The organism is Corticimicrobacter sp. (assembly GCF_040137905.1).
Classification (GTDB): Bacteria; Pseudomonadota; Gammaproteobacteria; order Burkholderiales; family Burkholderiaceae_B; genus Corticimicrobacter.
Genome location: NZ_JBEFDG010000003.1, coordinates 13,832 through 29,465, shown reverse-complemented (window position 1 = coordinate 29,465; position 15,634 = coordinate 13,832). Strand labels below are relative to the sequence as shown.

12 protein-coding genes are annotated in these 15,634 nt (G+C 63.3%); 5 read left to right on the top strand and 7 right to left on the bottom strand.

The window, feature by feature from the left end; all coding sequences use genetic code 11:
* Window positions 1-25 precede the first annotated feature (25 nt).
* Entirely contained in the window at window positions 26-1,012 is a 987-nt protein-coding gene (locus ABN482_RS00260; protein WP_349502104.1) for a quinone oxidoreductase family protein, read from the bottom strand.
* A complete protein-coding gene (locus tag ABN482_RS00255; RefSeq protein WP_349502103.1) occupies window positions 1,009-1,950 on the bottom strand; it encodes a DMT family transporter in 942 nt (313 codons plus the stop codon). Before ABN482_RS00255 ends, ABN482_RS00260 begins: the two co-directional genes overlap by 4 nt.
* Before the next feature lie 75 nt (window positions 1,951-2,025).
* On the opposite strand from ABN482_RS00255, the gene ABN482_RS00250 reads away from it, so the two are divergent.
* Complete coding sequence (locus ABN482_RS00250; protein ID WP_349502125.1) at window positions 2,026-2,880, top strand: DMT family transporter; 855 nt, start codon at window positions 2,026-2,028, stop codon at window positions 2,878-2,880.
* Here the strand turns inward: ABN482_RS00250 and ABN482_RS00245 are convergent, their stop codons facing one another.
* Window positions 2,881-4,440 carry a helicase HerA-like domain-containing protein gene (locus tag ABN482_RS00245; protein WP_349502102.1) on the bottom strand — a complete coding sequence of 520 codons (1,560 nt, stop codon included), beginning with the start codon at window positions 4,438-4,440 and terminating at the stop codon, window positions 2,881-2,883.
* 266 nt (window positions 4,441-4,706) lie between these two features.
* On the opposite strand from ABN482_RS00245, the gene uvrA reads away from it, so the two are divergent.
* From uvrA to ABN482_RS00225, 4 genes are read left to right on the top strand one after another with little or no spacing between them, the layout of a single operon-like run.
* Entirely contained in the window at window positions 4,707-10,427 is a 5,721-nt protein-coding gene (gene uvrA, locus ABN482_RS00240) for an excinuclease ABC subunit UvrA (RefSeq protein WP_349502101.1), read from the top strand.
* The gene (locus ABN482_RS00235) at window positions 10,424-11,614 is read left to right on the top strand and encodes an aminodeoxychorismate synthase component I (protein WP_349502100.1); all 1,191 of its coding nucleotides are present in this window, start codon (window positions 10,424-10,426) and stop codon (window positions 11,612-11,614) included. The genes uvrA and ABN482_RS00235 overlap by 4 nt, the downstream gene beginning before the upstream one ends.
* Window positions 11,566-12,255 (top strand): aminotransferase class IV, encoded by a 690-nt coding sequence (locus ABN482_RS00230; protein ID WP_349502099.1) that lies wholly within the window; start codon window positions 11,566-11,568, stop codon window positions 12,253-12,255. The genes ABN482_RS00235 and ABN482_RS00230 overlap by 49 nt, the downstream gene beginning before the upstream one ends.
* Before the next feature lie 22 nt (window positions 12,256-12,277).
* Entirely contained in the window at window positions 12,278-12,664 is a 387-nt protein-coding gene (locus ABN482_RS00225; RefSeq protein ID WP_349502098.1) for a winged helix-turn-helix domain-containing protein, read from the top strand.
* Here ABN482_RS00225 and ABN482_RS00220 read toward each other — a convergent pair.
* The 4 genes from ABN482_RS00220 to ABN482_RS00205 all read right to left on the bottom strand — a co-directional run bounded on the left by ABN482_RS00220 (window position 12,655) and on the right by ABN482_RS00205 (window position 15,503).
* On the bottom strand, window positions 12,655-13,443 hold the full coding sequence (locus tag ABN482_RS00220) for an ABC transporter ATP-binding protein (protein WP_349502097.1): 789 nt from the start codon (window positions 13,441-13,443) through the stop codon (window positions 12,655-12,657). The two genes, ABN482_RS00225 and ABN482_RS00220, sit on opposite strands and share 10 nt — an antisense overlap.
* The gene (modA, locus tag ABN482_RS00215; RefSeq protein WP_349502124.1) at window positions 13,440-14,201 is read right to left on the bottom strand and encodes a molybdate ABC transporter substrate-binding protein; all 762 of its coding nucleotides are present in this window, start codon (window positions 14,199-14,201) and stop codon (window positions 13,440-13,442) included. The genes ABN482_RS00220 and modA overlap by 4 nt, the downstream gene beginning before the upstream one ends.
* Before the next feature lie 36 nt (window positions 14,202-14,237).
* The gene (modB, locus tag ABN482_RS00210; protein ID WP_349502096.1) at window positions 14,238-14,915 is read right to left on the bottom strand and encodes a molybdate ABC transporter permease subunit; all 678 of its coding nucleotides are present in this window, start codon (window positions 14,913-14,915) and stop codon (window positions 14,238-14,240) included.
* Between the two features lie 162 nt (window positions 14,916-15,077).
* Window positions 15,078-15,503: an OsmC family protein gene (locus ABN482_RS00205; RefSeq protein WP_349502095.1), complete on the bottom strand. Its 426-nt coding sequence runs from the start codon at window positions 15,501-15,503 to the stop codon at window positions 15,078-15,080.
* Between the last annotated feature and the right edge of the window lie 131 nt (window positions 15,504-15,634).

Genomic DNA, 15,634 nt, shown 5'->3' with positions numbered 1-15,634 from the left:
CCCGTCTCAACCGTTCAGCCAGGCATTACGCCATCGTGAAAATGGTGGCTCCGGTCGTCTGGCGCGCGGCCAGCGCCGTCTGGGCCGCGGCCGCCTGGGCCAGCGGATAGCGCTGGCCGATCTGGACGTCGATCCGGCCGTTCTGTACCAGATCGAACAATTCGGTTGCGGCGGCATCCAGCGCACCTGGCTCTGCCACATACGTACCCAATGTAGGACGGGTCACGTACAGGGAACCCTTCTGCGCCAGCACGCCCAGATTGACCCCGGTCACGGCACCCGAAGCATTGCCGAAACTGACCAGCAATCCACGCGGCTTGAGCGAATCGAGTGACGCTTCCCAGGTCGCCTGGCCTACGCCGTCATAGACAACCGGCACTTTCTTGCCTTCGGTCAGTTCCAGCACGCGCTGGGCGACGTTTTCGCGCGAATAGTCGATGGTTTCCCAGGCCCCGTGGGCACGCGCCAGTGCCGCTTTTTCGGGACTGGAAACGGTACCGATCAGTTTCACGCCCAGTGCCCGCGCCCACTGGCAGGCAAACAGGCCCACGCCTCCGGCAGCAGCATGGAACAGAATGGTTTCTCCTTCCTGCACCCGGTAGGTCTGGCGCAGCAGGTACTGCACCGTCAGGCCCTTGAGCATCATCGCGGCGGCCTGCTCGAAGGAAATGTCCTCGGGCAGCTTGACCAACTGGTGCGCCGGCACGTTGCGCAGCTCGGCATAACCGCCCAGCGGGCTCTGGCCATAGGCTACCCGATCACCTGGCTTGAGATGGGTCACAGTGCTGCCCACCGCCTCGACCACACCCGCCCCCTCGAAGCCCAGCCCATGCGGCAGCGGATGCTGGTAGAGGCCGTCACGGAAATAGATGTCGATAAAGTTGAGACCGGCGGCATGCTGGCGCACCGTCACCTCGTCGGGACCGGGGGCCGGCACCTGGACATCGGTCCATTCAAGCACTTCCGGGCCGCCATGGCGGCGGATCAGGATGGCCTTGGCTGTCTGACTCATATCTTGCTCCTTACAGAAGTTGTATTCGTATCGGGGGATGGCGTGCGCACACGCGTCAGCACATACGTGCCCATGATAACCAGAACCGTCCCCCCCAGATGCCACAGGGTCAGCGGTTCATCCAGCCACCACGCCGCCATGAACAGCAGTGAAATCGGCCCCAGCATGCCCAGTTGGGCCGACATGGCGGCACCGATGCGTTCGACCGACCACATGATCATGAACACCGGCAGCACGGTATTGAGCGTGGCATGAATCAGCGACCAGCCATAGACGCCGGCAGGCTGCGCCAGCAGAACGCCAACATCATGCACGATGAAGAACTGCAACAGCACCACCACGCATGACGTACACATGGCATAGGCAACCAGTCGCGTGGAACCGACGCGCTTGATCAGCTCGCCCGCACCGATCAGGTAGCAGGCATAGCTGAATGCAGCCCCCAGCACGCAGAGCGATCCCAGCATGACCTGCTCGCCCCCGAAGCGGATATCCTGCACGAACACCAGCAGGACCCCCGCATAGGCCAGGGCCATCGCGACCCACTGTGCACGCGCAATCGGCCGCTTGAGCCAGAAGGCCGTCATCAGCAGCACGAAGGTCGGGGACAGGAACAGGATGGCTCGCTCCAGGCCGGCACTGATATATTGCAGGCCAATGAAATCCAGAAAGCTCGACAGGTAATAACCGATCAGCCCCAGCAGCACGATGCGCAGTTTTTCCTGCCGTGTCAGCGGTGGCACGCCATTGCGGCGGGCACGGCGAGTTTCGTGCCAGGCGATGACAGCGAAAAACGGCAGTGCAAAAAGCATGCGAAAGGCGATCAGCGTAACTGGATCGATACCGTAGCGGTAGGTGAATTTGACTGCAATGGCCTTGCCTGCAAACAGCACCGAGCCCAGCGCCGCCAGCAGGAAGCCGATGGTGCGATTGGACATGCCCCCACCCGGTAATCTGCAAAGGTAGAATAGCCGCTCATTCTAGAGGATTAATTCGTGCAGAGCGATTCACCCATCACCCATCAGCGAGCCCTCGCCTACATCCATGTCGCCGCAGTGCTGTTCGGCCTGACCGGCGTCTTCGGCGAAGTCATCCAGGCCGGTGCCGTCGTCATCACCCTGGGGCGCGCGCTCTTTGCCGTGGCATCGCTGGGCCTGATGGCACGCCTGCAAGGCCGCCCCATCCTGCGCGAGATGAATCGCCGCCGCTATCTGACGCTGCTTGGCTCGGGTGCCCTGCTGGCCGTGCACTGGGTCACTTTCTTCGTCTCGGTCAAGGTTGGCGGGATTGCCGTGGCCACGCTTGGCTTTGCCAGCTTCCCGGCCTTCATCACACTGTGCGAGGCCTTGTTCTTCAAGGAACGCATCGGCCTGCTGGAATGGCTGCTGCTCGGACTGGTCAGCCTTGGACTGGTCCTGGTCACGCCTTCCTTCGACTTTGCCGACGAAGGCACCATCGGACTGGTCTGGGGGCTGCTGTCCGGCCTGTCGTTTGCACTGCTGGCCATCAGCAACCGCTACGCGGCACGCGGCATCGATCCGTTGCAAGTCTCTTTCTGGCAAAACATCGCCGTCGCCCTGTGCGCACTGCCGTTCTCGCTCGGTGCCATCGGCGCGGTCTCGCCTTCCGACTGGTTCTGGCTGGCCCTGCTGGGTGTATTCTGCACCGGGCTGTCGCATTTTCTGTTCGTGTCGAGCCTGGCCCGGCTCAATGCCCGCACGGCCGGCCTGGTGATTGCGCTGGAGCCGGTCTACGCAATTGCCTTTGCCTGGGCACTCTTTGCGCAGCAACCGAGCGCCCGGATGATGATCGGTGCCTTGCTGATCATTGCGGCATCGGTCATCTCGAGCCGGCGCAAAAGCGGCTGATCAGCGGCGACGCCCACCCGTCAATGACCCCAGAATACCGCGTGTGACCTGCCCGATGATACGGTTGGCCACGGAACGAGCCGTACTCTTGGCGACGCTCTGCACCAGCCCGTCGCGCTTGCCGCCACGCGGCCCGGTCGAGCCGAACAGGAAATCATTGAGATGGCCCATCAGGCCATCGTCTTCCTGCGCAACTGCGCCCTGTGATGCCCTGCCGCCGCCGTCAGTATCCTGACCGGTCGACGCTGTCGCCGGCGCACCTGCCGCCTTTCCACCAGACGCTTGCATGCGTGCCTGCAGCATTTCATAGGCCGATTCACGATCCACCGCCTGCTCGTAGACGCCAGCCAGCACCGATTGCTGCCGCAAGGCCGTACGTTCGGCCTCGGTTGCCGGGCCAATGCGACCACCGGGTGCCACGATCCAGGCCCGCTCGGTCGGCTGGGGCCGTCCTTTTTCATCCAGCATGGAGACCAGCGCCTCGCCTACCCCCAGTTCGGTAATCGCGGCCGCCACATCCAGGCCGGGATTGGGACGCATGGTATCCGCAGCCGTGCGCACGGCCTTCTGGTCGCGCGGTGTGAATGCACGCAGGGCGTGTTGCACGCGATTGCCAAGCTGGCCCAGTACGCTGTCGGGAATATCAAGTGGATTCTGCGTGACGAAATACACCCCGACGCCCTTGGAACGGATCAGGCGTACCACCTGCTCGATCTTCTCGAGCAGTGCGGCCGGGGCATCCTTGAACAGGAGATGCGCCTCATCGAAGAAGAACACCAGTTTGGGCTTGTCGGCATCGCCCACTTCTGGAAGATGCTCGTAAAGATCGGACAGCAGCCACAGCAGGAACGTGCTATAGAGCTTGGGCGACTGCATGAGCTGATCGGCCGCCAGGATATTGACCACGCCACGCCCATTGCCGTCGGTCTGCAGCAGGTCGTGGATGTCGAGCATCGGTTCACCAAAGAACTGCTCGCCTCCCTGGGTCTCGATCTGCAGCAGCCCGCGCTGGATCGCACCGATCGAGGCAGCCGACACATTGCCGTAACGGGTCCGTATATCCGCCGCATTGTCGGCCACGAACTGCAACATGGCGCGCAGGTCCTTGAGATCCAGCAGCAACAGGCCGTTGTCGTCTGCCACTTTGAAGGTCAGGTTGAGCACCCCTTCCTGGGTGTCGTTCAGATTCATGATACGAGCCAACAGCAAGGGGCCCATATCGGAAATCGTGGCACGCACGGGATGTCCCTGCTTGCCGAACACATCCCACAGTACGGTCGGCATGCCCGCCCAGTCGGGCACGGACAGGCCAAGGCGCTCCAGACGCTCCTGCAGCTTGGGCGAAGCGGTGCCCGGCTGCGAAATCCCGGTCAGGTCACCCTTGATGTCCGCCATGAAGACCGGCACACCAAGCCGTGAGAAAGCTTCCGCCATGACCTGCAGGGTCACGGTCTTGCCGGTACCGGTCGCGCCGGTAATGCAGCCATGACGGTTGGCCATGCCCGGCAGCAGGTATTGGGCGGACTGGGCATTGCGGGAAATCATCAGGGGATCGGACATGGCAGTGCTCCGCAACGTGAGGCGTGAGAGAACGGGTTTTCCGGCTGGGCAGGATTGCGGCTCAGTTTACCCGAGAGGTCATCGCGCCTGTAGACCACAGGGGTGCGCTTTTTGATCCTTGTAACTTGCCTGAAGCGACAGACAAACCATACCGGCAGCAGAACTGTGTATTTAGACAGTAATCTGGTTTACGATAGCGTTTCCCAGACCGCCCCGGCATATCCACTTGCCGCGTCCGGCCGTCCACTCTCCCGCATTCCGCCTACATGAGCTCCCAGATCCGCATCTTCGGCGCACGCCAGAACAACCTCAAAAACCTGGATGTCAGCTTTTCCGCCGGTGAACTGACCGTGATTACCGGCGTCTCGGGCTCCGGCAAAAGCTCCCTGGCCTTCGATACGCTCTACGCCGAAGGTCAACGCCGCTACGTCGAAACTTTCTCGCCCTACGCCCGGCAATTTCTCGACCGGATGGACAAACCCCAGGTGGACAGGATCGAAGGCATCCTGCCTGCCATCGCCATCGACCAGACCAATCCGGTGCGCAACTCGCGCAGCACGGTTGGCACGATGACCGAGCTCAACGACCACTTCAAGCTGCTGTACGCCCGCGCCGCTCATCTTTATTGCCGCTGCTGTGGCAAGAAGATCAGGCGCGACAATCCCGACAGTATCCTGGCCTTCCTGTCCGAACACGCTCCGGCACAGGGCGACCCACGCCTGGTCATTACGTTCCCGATCAAGGTGCCGGCCAACTTCACCGAAGAAGAAATCCGGGGCTACCTCGATGCCCAGGGCTATACGCGGGTGCATGAAAGCAACCCGGCCTCTGCCCAACAGGACGGCATCGACACACCCGCGACACCATCCGGCACGCCGGACAGCACAGACCGCGCCGCAGCCGTTACGCCTGCCAGCACGGCAGCCACCACCAGCTCGCCCGGGAAAGGTCGCAAAAAATCGGACCAGGCCCAGGCTGTCATTCCCCAGCGCACACTGAATGTCGTCCAGGACCGCTTCCGTCTCGGCTCGGCCGAACCCGAGCGCATCATGGAAGCGCTCGACACGGCACTCGATCAGGGCCAGGGGCATCTGGCCGTCCACGCACTGGCCCCCGAAGGCGGCGACCAGCAAGTCTGGAAGTTCAGCAGCCGGCTGCATTGCGCCGACTGTGACATCGATTATGCCGATCCCCTGCCCAGCATGTTCTCCTTCAATTCGCCGCTGGGAGCCTGCGAAACCTGCCGGGGTTTCGGCCGGGTGATCGGCATCGACCATGGACTGGTCATCCCCGACGAGAGCAAAACCCTGCTGGAAGGCGCAGTCAAGCCCTGGCAGACACCCAGCTACCGCGAATGCCAGGACGATCTCGAAAAGTACGCCCGCAAGGCCGGCGTGCCGCTGTCGGTTCCCTGGAAAAACCTGTCGCCCGAACACCGACGCTGGGTGCTCGACGGCACACCAGACTGGAAAGGCGGCAATCAGGCCTGGAAAACGCAGTGGTATGGCGTACAGCGCTTTTTCGACTGGCTCGAAAGCCGCGCCTACAAGATGCATGTGCGGGTACTGCTGTCGAAATACCGCAGCTACACCCCCTGCCCGACCTGCCATGGTTCCCGCCTCAAGCCGGAAGCGCTGCTGTGGCGCATCGGCGATGCCCCCGGCATCGACATCCACGCACTGATGTGCATGCCGATCCGGCGCGTGCGTGATCTGTTCGACGGCATGACGCTCGACCTGCTGCCCGATGCTGCCAACGACATGCTGCTCGACGAGATTCGTTCGCGGCTGCGTTTCCTGTGCGATGTGGGGCTGGGCTACCTCACGCTGGACCGCCAGAGCCGCACCCTGTCTGGCGGCGAAGTGCAGCGCATCAACCTCACCACGGCGCTGGGCACCTCGCTGGTCAACACCCTGTTCGTACTGGATGAGCCATCCATCGGCCTGCATCCGCGTGACATGCACCGCATCGTGCAGGTCATGCACCGGCTGCGCAATGCCGGCAATACCCTGGTGGTGGTCGAACACGATCCGCTGGTCATGACCGCTGCCGACCGGGTACTCGACATCGGCCCCGGCCCCGGCGAACGCGGAGGCCGCATCATGTTCGATGGCACGCCCCAGGCACTCTCGCAGGCCCCGACACTGACCGGCGACTACCTGAGCGGGCGGCGCACCATTGAGGCCCCCCACCCCATGCCGGTTCTGGACAATACGCCCCGACTGCTGCTCGAAGGTGCACGCGCCCACAATCTTCGCAATATCTCCGTCAGTATTCCGCTGGGCCGGCTGGTGTGCGTCACCGGCGTATCCGGCTCGGGCAAATCCACCCTGATCCAGGACGTGCTCTATCCCGCCCTGCTCAAGAAACGCGGCAAGCCGACCGAAGCCCCGGGCGATCACGACCGCATCCTGGGCGACGAGTGGCTGCACGATGTGGTCATGGTCGACCAGACGCCCATCGGCAAGACAGCACGCTCCAATCCGGCCAGCTACGTCGGTGCCTACGATGCCATCCGCAAGCTGTTTGCACAGGCACCGCTGTCACGCGAACGCGGCTATACCGCCGGCATGTTCAGTTTCAACAGCGGCGACGGCCGTTGCCCGAGCTGCGGCGGCACCGGCTTCGAGCACGTCGAGATGCAGTTCCTGTCCGACGTCTATATCCGCTGCCCTGACTGCGATGGCAGCCGCTTCCGTCCCGAAGTCCGCGAGGTGACCGTCTCGCACCTGGGCCGCACCGCCTCCATCGACCAGGTGCTGGACATGACGGTCAGCGAAGCGCTCGACTTCTTCAAGGGACTGCACGATGTGCAACGCGGCCTGGCACCACTGGCCGATGTCGGCCTGGAATACGTCAAACTGGGCCAGCCGGTGCCCACGCTGTCTGGCGGTGAGGCCCAGCGACTCAAGCTGGCCGGACACCTGGCCGAAGCTGCCCGCAGCGGCATCTCGATCGCGCAGGTCGCCAAGAAGGCCAGCCTGTTCCTGTTCGACGAACCCACCACCGGCCTGCACTTCGAAGACGTGGCACGCCTGATGCGTGCCCTGCGCAAGCTGCTGGCAGCCGGCCATACCCTGCTGATCATCGAGCACAACCTGGATGTCATCCGCGCGGCCGACTGGATCATCGACCTCGGCCCCGAAGGCGGCGAAGATGGCGGCGAACTGATCGCCTGCGGCACGCCCGACGACATCATGGCCCATCCGGACTCGCATACCGGCCAGGCCCTGCGCGAATACCAGATGCAGCCCGGCCAGTTGGCCGAGCCGGCGGCCACCTACGCGCTCACACCGGCCACACCGACGCCCGCCATCGAAATCCATCACGCCCGCGAGCACAATCTCAAGAACTTGAGCGTGGCCATTCCCCGCGATACCTTCACCGTGATCACCGGTGTGTCCGGATCGGGCAAATCCACGCTGGCATTCGACATTCTGTTCAACGAAGGCCAGCGCCGCTATCTGGAATCGCTCAACGCCTATGCCCGCTCCATCGTGCAGCCGGCCGGCAAGCCCGATGTCGATTCGATCACCGGCATTCCTCCCACGGTGGCGATTGCCCAGCGCACCAGCCGGGGCGGGGTCAAGTCCACAGTCGCCACCATGACCGAGATTCACCATTTCCTGCGGCTGCTGTTCGTCAAGCTGGGCACGCAATACAGCCCCGACAGCGGTCTGCCGGTCGAAGCCCAGACACCCGAGCAGATCCTGGCGCGCATCATGCAGCAGTTCAAGGGACAGCACATCGGTCTGCTGGCACCCCTGGTCACGGCCCGCAAGGGTTACTACACCGATCTGGCCAAGTGGGCCGAACGGCGGGGCCACACCCACCTGAGGGTCGATGGTCGCTTCGTAGCCGTACAGCCCTGGCCACGCCTGGATCGGTACCGCGAGCACACTATCGAGCTGCCGATTGCCGATGTCGTCATCACGCCTGACAATGAAGCCTTCCTGCGTCAGGCCATTGCCGACGCACTGGAGCATGGCAAAGGCATGTTGCGCATCGTCTGGCCCCTGGAGCGGCTGCATGAATCGCTGGATGCCGAGCTGGATAGCCTGGCACTGTCCACCAGCCGTACCTGCCCGGTCACCGGCATCAGTTTTCCGGAACTGGATCCGCGCATGTTCTCCTACAACTCCAAGCATGGCTGGTGCCCCGCCTGCTTTGGCACAGGCCTGCGCCTGAGCGGTTTCGATGCCGAGCAGACTGGAGAGGAAAGCACCTGGCGCGAAACGACCGACAACGAACAGGACGATGCCCACGAACCGGAAACCTGCCCAGTCTGCCAGGGGCAGCGCCTGAATCGCAATGCACTGGCAGTACGCTGGCATGCGCGCTCGATTGCCGACATCAGCCGCTGGTCGGTCAACGAAGCGCATACGTTCTTTACCGGACTGGTCCTGCGCGGCCGTGAAGCCGACATCGCCCGCGACATCCTGGCCGAAATCCGCAGCCGCCTTGGTTTCATGCAGGAGGTCGGCCTGGGCTACCTGACACTGGACCGGGCTGCACCGACGCTCTCCGGTGGCGAGGCACAGCGCATCCGCCTGGCAGCCCAACTGGGTTCCAACATGCAGGGAGTCTGCTACATCCTCGATGAACCGACCATCGGCCTGCATCCCCGTGACAACCGTATCCTGCTCGATGCCCTGTCACGCCTGGAGGGTCAGGGCAACACCCTGGTCGTCGTCGAGCACGACGACGACACCATCCGCCGGGCCGGGCACGTCATTGATATCGGCCCGGGGGCCGGTTCGCGCGGCGGCCGCGTAGTGGCACAAGGCACCGTGCAGGACATCATGGACAATCCTGACTCGGTCACCGGCCGCTATCTGGCGCATCCGCTGCAGCATGACCTGCAGCCGCGTCGCCCGGTCCAGGCCGACACCCCACGCCTGACCGTACGGGCTGCCGGGCGCCACAACCTGCACAATGTCACGGCCCATTTTCCGCTCAACCGCCTGACCGTAGTCACCGGCGTTTCCGGCTCGGGCAAGTCGACGCTGGCCCGCGACGTGCTGCAGACCAACCTGAGACGGGCCGTGGCAGACAACCAGTATGCCAGGGAGCACGACAAGGTCGCGCCCCGCTGGCTGCATTGCGCCGGCATCGACGGCTGGGAAGCCATCGACCGCGTACTCGAGGTCGACCAGACCCCCATCGGCAAGACACCACGCTCCTGCCCCGCCACCTATATCGGCTTCTGGGACGACGTCCGCAAGCTGTTCGCCGAAGCCCGGGATGCACGCATGCGCGGCTGGACCGCCTCACGTTTCAGCTTCAACACGGGCGCAGGCCGCTGCCCGGTCTGCGAGGGCCAGGGCATGCGTACCATCGAGATGAGCTTCCTGCCCGACGTCAAGGTCGAATGCGAAGCCTGCAACGGTGCGCGCTTCAACAGCGATACGTTGTCGGTCCGGCTGCGTGGCAAGAGCGCAGGCGACATCCTCAAGATGGAAGTGGACGAGGCGGTCGAATACTTCTCGGCCCACCCGCGCATCCAGCGCCCGCTGCAACTGATGCAGGATGTCGGCCTGGGCTACCTGACACTGGGCCAGCCTTCGCCCACGCTGTCGGGCGGCGAGGCCCAGCGCATCAAGCTGGTCACCGAGCTGACCAAGGCGCGCCTGACCGAAGGCGTCATCAAGACCGGCCGCGCCTCGCGCCTGCCACATACCCTGTACGTACTGGATGAGCCCACGGTCGGCCTGTCGATGGCCGATGTCGACAAGCTGATCAGCGTGCTGCACCGGCTGGTCGAGGCAGGCAACACTGTCGTCGTGATCGAGCACAACCTGGACGTGATCGCCCAGGCCGACTGGCTGCTCGACATGGGACCCGAAGGCGGCAGCGGCGGTGGCCGGCTGGTCATCGAGGGCATGCCGGCCAAGGTCGAGGCAGCTCATGCCCGCTCGCATACCGGCGAGGCCCTGCGCCAGTTCATCGCCCAGCAACCGGCGCAGCACACGCAGGATCGGGCATGAGCCTCTGCCGTTTCGAAGACCGCTGGGCTGGAGAAGCGCTGGTGCTGGAGCAGCCGGTGGACCGTATCACCGCCTGCCAGCCCGAGGCACTGCTGCCGGCACTGGCCGCCATCGGGCAGCACCAGGCAGCAGGCCGCTGGATCGCCCTGCTGATGACCTATGAGCTGGGAGAATGGCTGGAGCCACGCGCGCTGCAATCCCCCATCTCCCGCCTGCCTGCGCCTGCGGCTGTTCCCGTACAGGCATCACAAGCACCCGCCAGCCAGTTCCCCGCCGGCACGCAGCAGCCACGCCTGACCGCCCTGGTGTTCGAACAGGCTCGCACCACTGCGCCCTGGTTGCCCTCAACGGTCCACGCAGGCATCACCGCAGCCCGGCCCCGCCTGGCGCGTTCCGACTATCTGTCGCGTATCGAGCGGATCCGTGACCTGATCCGTGCCGGCGAGGTTTACCAGATCAATTACACCTTCGGCATGGATATCGAGACCGCAGGTACTCCCGAGGCGCTCTACCGCCGGATTGCACACGACCATCCCTGTGCTCATGCCGCCTATATCGAAGATCAGGGTCGCAGCGTGCTGTCATTTTCACCCGAACTGTTCATGCAGCGCCGGGGCCATCGCCTGACCTGCCGGCCCATGAAGGGCACGGCACCACGCCACCCCGATCCGGCCAGCGACCAGGCACTTGGACAGGCCCTGCTCGACAGCACCAAGAACAGGGCCGAAAACCTGATGATCGTGGACCTGCTGCGCAACGACATGGGACGGCTGGCCGTGCCTGGCACGGTACAGGTGCCGCGTCTTTTCGAGCTGGAAGCCTATCCCAGCGTCTGGACCCTGACCTCGACCATCGAGGCCGAACTCCCCCCCGTCCCCCTATACTCCCTGTTGACAGCCCTGTTCCCGTGTGGTTCGATTACCGGCGCGCCAAAAATCGCCGCCATGCAGCACATCCGCCAACTCGAACCCGAGCCACGCGGTCTATACTGTGGCAGCATCGGCTGGCTGGCGCCCAACGGCGACTTTTCGCTCAACGTCGCCATCCGGACCCTGGTCTTACACGAACGCAATCATGGCCGATATCACGTGGGCGGCGGTATCGTCCATGACTCTATCCCGGAACAGGAGTGGGAAGAATGTCTCTGGAAAGCTCGCATACTCAACGCGACGCGCCTCCCCAACTGATCGAAACGCTGCGCAGCGACGAACAGGGCAAGATACCCTTGCTGCACCGTCACCTGCACCGTCTGCACCGCTCCGCCCAGTATCTGGAATATGTCTGCCCGGTACATGCCATCGAGCAGGCCCTGGTCAAGGCAGCCGAAGGCGCCCAGGGCGAGCACCACCGACTGCGGCTGCTGCTTCAGGCGCACGGCGGCTTCAATATCACGGTGCAGGCACTCGACTACAATCCGGGCCGCCCCGCCCAGAAGATCGGCATTGCCCGACCTCGGCTGGATGCCGGCAATATCTGGCTGCGCCACAAGACCACCCGTCGTCCACTGTACGATCAGGCGCAGTCATGGCTGCAGCAGCATCCCACCTATTTCGATCTGGTCTTTCTCAACCAGAAAAATGAACTCTGCGAAGGGAGCCGCAGCAACCTTTACCTGCTGCTCGATGGTCAGTGGTATACCCCTCCGCAGATCTGCGGCGTATTGCCCGGCATCCAGCGCGGCATCCTGCTGGAAGCCGGCCTGGTGCGCGAGCGGGTACTCCCCCGGAGCGCGCTGGTCGATGCCAAGGCGCTGCGACTGTCAAATGCCCTGCATGGATGGTTCGACGTCAAGCTGGATCAGCCCGATCCGGTCGAGCATCCGCTCTGAACTCCTCTACGATTCCTGCCTCATGTCCAGCGTCGACACATCCGATTCCTCCGAGCGTCCCAGCGTCCAGTTCCGCATGCGTATCCGCCACCGGTCACTGATCGCGCTTGGCCCCGGCAAAATCGAATTGCTTGAGCATATCCAGCAAATTGGCTCGATCTCGGCAGCAGCCCGCGCCATGGATATGTCCTACCGGCGGGCCTGGCTGCTCATCGATGAAATCAACCGCGCTCTGCGCGAGCCCGTCGTCGAGACCTCGACCGGTGGCACGCATGGCGGCGGTGCCCGCCTGACCGAAACAGGACAGGCCGTTATCCGCCACTATAGAACCATCGAAGAAATTGCACACAAGGCGGCCGCCAAGGACCTGCAGGCGCTGATCGACCTGCTGGCCCCCGATCAGGCCTGACGCCCGAACTGCAGCAGTCGTCGCAAGGTACGGCGCAGCGGATCAGACTCTTCCGCTACGGCCGGCACGCCCAGCTGTTCGCGGACATGCGCCTGCTCAGTACCATCAAGCATGTCGATTTCACGCACAATCTGACCATGCTCGTAGACAAAAGTGACCTGAGCCAGGTGCAGTACATCCTCGATATCATGCGTAATCATCAGCACCGGGATATCCCACTGTCGCTGCACCTGCGCCAGCTCCTCGCGCAACTCGCCGCGCAGCAAGGGATTGAGTGCCGCAAACGGCTCGTCAAGCAACAGGATGTCAGGCTCGCAGGCCAGAGCCCGCGCCAGCGCCACACGCTGCTGCTGCCCGCCCGACAGGGTTGCCGGACGGCTGCGTGCCAGGTGATCCAGACCAAAACGGGCCAGCAGTGCCTGCACCCGTTCACGGCCTTCGGTTGACAGCCCCTGTCGCCAGGACGTCAGCCCGAACCCGACATTATCCTCGACGGAAAGGTGCGGAAACAGCGCATAGTTCTGGAACAGGTAGCCGATCCGACGTGCGGGCGGAGCCAGATCGATGCCCGACTCGCTGTCGAACAGCGTCGTGCCGCCGATGCGGATGAATCCCTTGGTAGGCTGCAACAGGCCGGCAATGGCCTGCAGCGTCAGCGATTTGCCCGACCCCGAAGGGCCGTACAGTGCGGCAAAGCCCGCCTCGGTCGAAAAGCGCGCCGACAGGTCGAAGCGCCGCGTCCGGTCCGAGACGGTCAGACTGATATCAACGTCAATCACGGCTTGCCGAAACCGTAGCGGGCCAGCACAGCCTGCGCAGGTTCGGTGGTCAGGAAGTCGATGAAAGCCTGAGCACCATCCTTGTTGGTGCTGGCCTCGATCACGGCGATCGGATACAGCACAGGAGCATGACCCTGCGGCGTAAGCACGACCTTGACCTTGTCGGCCATGACAGCAGCATCGGTGGCATAGACGAAGCCAGCATCGACTTCGCCACGGCCCACGTAATCGAGTACCTGGCGCACGCTATCGGCCGGGATCATCTTCGAGGCCAGGGCATCCCACAGGCCAGCACCCCGCAGTACCTGCTGGGTATAGCGTCCGACGGGAACCGTTTCGACCTTGCCGATTGCCAGGCGCTTGACGGCCGCCTCCTTGAGGTCGTCGAGGCTGTCCAGCTTGATCTTGCTGTCGATCGGCTCGATCAGCACCAGACTGTTGCTGACGAAGTTGCGACGGCTTGCGTCGACGATCAGCTTGGCGGTTTCGGCCCGGTCCATCGTGGCCTGATCGGCGCTGGCAAACACATCGACCGGCGCACCCTGGGTAATCTGCTGCAACAGCGTACCGGACGCTGCAAAGTTGAACTGCACGGTCGTGTCCGGTGTCGCCTTCTCGAACAAGGGACCGATTTCATTGAAGGCATTGGTCAGGCTGGCGGCAGCCGACACAGTCAGTTGCGCAGCCTGGGAGGCCAGCGGCACCAGCAGCGCAGCCGACAGGGACACGCACAGGGCAAGACGGCGGGAAGGTTTCATCATGTTCAAGCTCCTTGGATAGAAGGTCGCGCCGTACTAACGGACGCGCGGTGCGAAAATACGGTTGGATACCACCAGAATGGCGACGGAAATCAATGACGTCACCAGGACCAGCACCATGGCCGTGTCCTCGTGACCGGCCTGGACGGCATCGTAGATTGCCATCGACAATGTCTGGGTCTTGCCAGGAATCGAGCCGGCCACCATCAGCGAGGCGCCGAACTCTCCCATCGCACGCGCAAAGGCCAGCAAGGTGCCGGCCAGGATGCCCGGCCATGCCAGCGGCAGCGTCACGCGCACGAATACGGACCAGCGTGACTGGCCCAGCGTGCTGGCGGCCGCCTCCAGGGTACGGTCGATGCCGGCAAAGGCGCTGCTGGCCGACTTGAGCACCAGAGGCAGCGCCACTACGGCCGATGCCACCACGGCACCATGCCAGCTGAAAATGATGGAATAATCGAGATGTTCGTCGAGCCACTGCCCGAGCGCGCTGCGTCGCCCTGCCGCCACCAGAATGGCATAGCCGATCACCGTGGGAGGCAACACCAGGGGCAGCATACAGGTCGCTTCAAGGATACCGCTACCAGGAAAGCGGCGACGTGCAAACACCCAGCCCAGCGCGATGCCCACGACCAGTGCCAATACGGTCGCCAGACCTGCTACCTTGAGGGACAGCGCCAGCGGAAACCAATCCAGATCAATCAAATTCGTCATATCCTGAAGGATATAGCGCAATCTGGAAAATAACAAACAGAAACCCGCGAAAAGCGCCGCGTACCGTGCGTCAGATCAAACTGACAGGTATCGCGGCTCCATGCTCATGACTGCCTCTGCGTGCCTGGCCTGTGCGAGGCATTTTTCAGCGTGAACAGCCCTTTACTGCTCGAGCCGGGCATCCAGGGTAATGGCGGCGTTGAGCAGGCGCGAGATCGGGCAGTTTTCCTTGGCCTTGGCAGCGGCAGTCTGGAAAGCTTCCTCGCTGGCACCAGGAATGCGCGCTTCCAGCGTCAGGTGCACGGCGGTAATGGTAAATCCAGGTTCGAGCCGTTCCAGTGTGACATCGGCGCGGGTCTGGATCCTGTCGGCCACCAGGCCGCTTTCACCCAGGATGTTGGACAGCGCCATCGAGAAGCAGCCGGCATGGGCCGCACCGATCAGCTCTTCGGGGTTGGTGCCGGGTTCGCCCTCGAAGCGCGTGTTGAATCCATAGGGAGCATCGGCCAGTGCGCCGCTCTCTGTTGAAATCGAGCCCTTGCCTGCCTTCAGATTGCCTTGCCAGACGGCGGTTGCGAATTTTTTCATGCCTGTTCTCCTTTGCCATGCCAGAAACTTGCCGGGGCATCATGATGCATGCACCGGCGACTGATCGATTGCCAGCCGAGCTATTGCACATGAAGATCACCTGCCCCCACCGCGAAACTCACAAATGGTTT

Coding starts and splice junctions, on each gene's coding strand:
- uvrA (WP_349502101.1), top strand. CDS start 4,707: ATGAGCTCCCAGATCCGCATCTTCGGCGCACGCCAGAACAACCTCAAA.
- ABN482_RS00205 (WP_349502095.1), bottom strand. CDS start 15,503: ATGAAAAAATTCGCAACCGCCGTCTGGCAAGGCAATCTGAAGGCAGGC.
- ABN482_RS00235 (WP_349502100.1), top strand. CDS start 10,424: ATGAGCCTCTGCCGTTTCGAAGACCGCTGGGCTGGAGAAGCGCTGGTG.
- ABN482_RS00260 (WP_349502104.1), bottom strand. CDS start 1,012: ATGAGTCAGACAGCCAAGGCCATCCTGATCCGCCGCCATGGCGGCCCG.
- modB (WP_349502096.1), bottom strand. CDS start 14,915: ATGACGAATTTGATTGATCTGGATTGGTTTCCGCTGGCGCTGTCCCTC.
- ABN482_RS00245 (WP_349502102.1), bottom strand. CDS start 4,440: ATGTCCGATCCCCTGATGATTTCCCGCAATGCCCAGTCCGCCCAATAC.
- modA (WP_349502124.1), bottom strand. CDS start 14,201: ATGAAACCTTCCCGCCGTCTTGCCCTGTGCGTGTCCCTGTCGGCTGCG.
- ABN482_RS00225 (WP_349502098.1), top strand. CDS start 12,278: ATGTCCAGCGTCGACACATCCGATTCCTCCGAGCGTCCCAGCGTCCAG.
- ABN482_RS00255 (WP_349502103.1), bottom strand. CDS start 1,950: ATGTCCAATCGCACCATCGGCTTCCTGCTGGCGGCGCTGGGCTCGGTG.
- ABN482_RS00230 (WP_349502099.1), top strand. CDS start 11,566: ATGTCTCTGGAAAGCTCGCATACTCAACGCGACGCGCCTCCCCAACTG.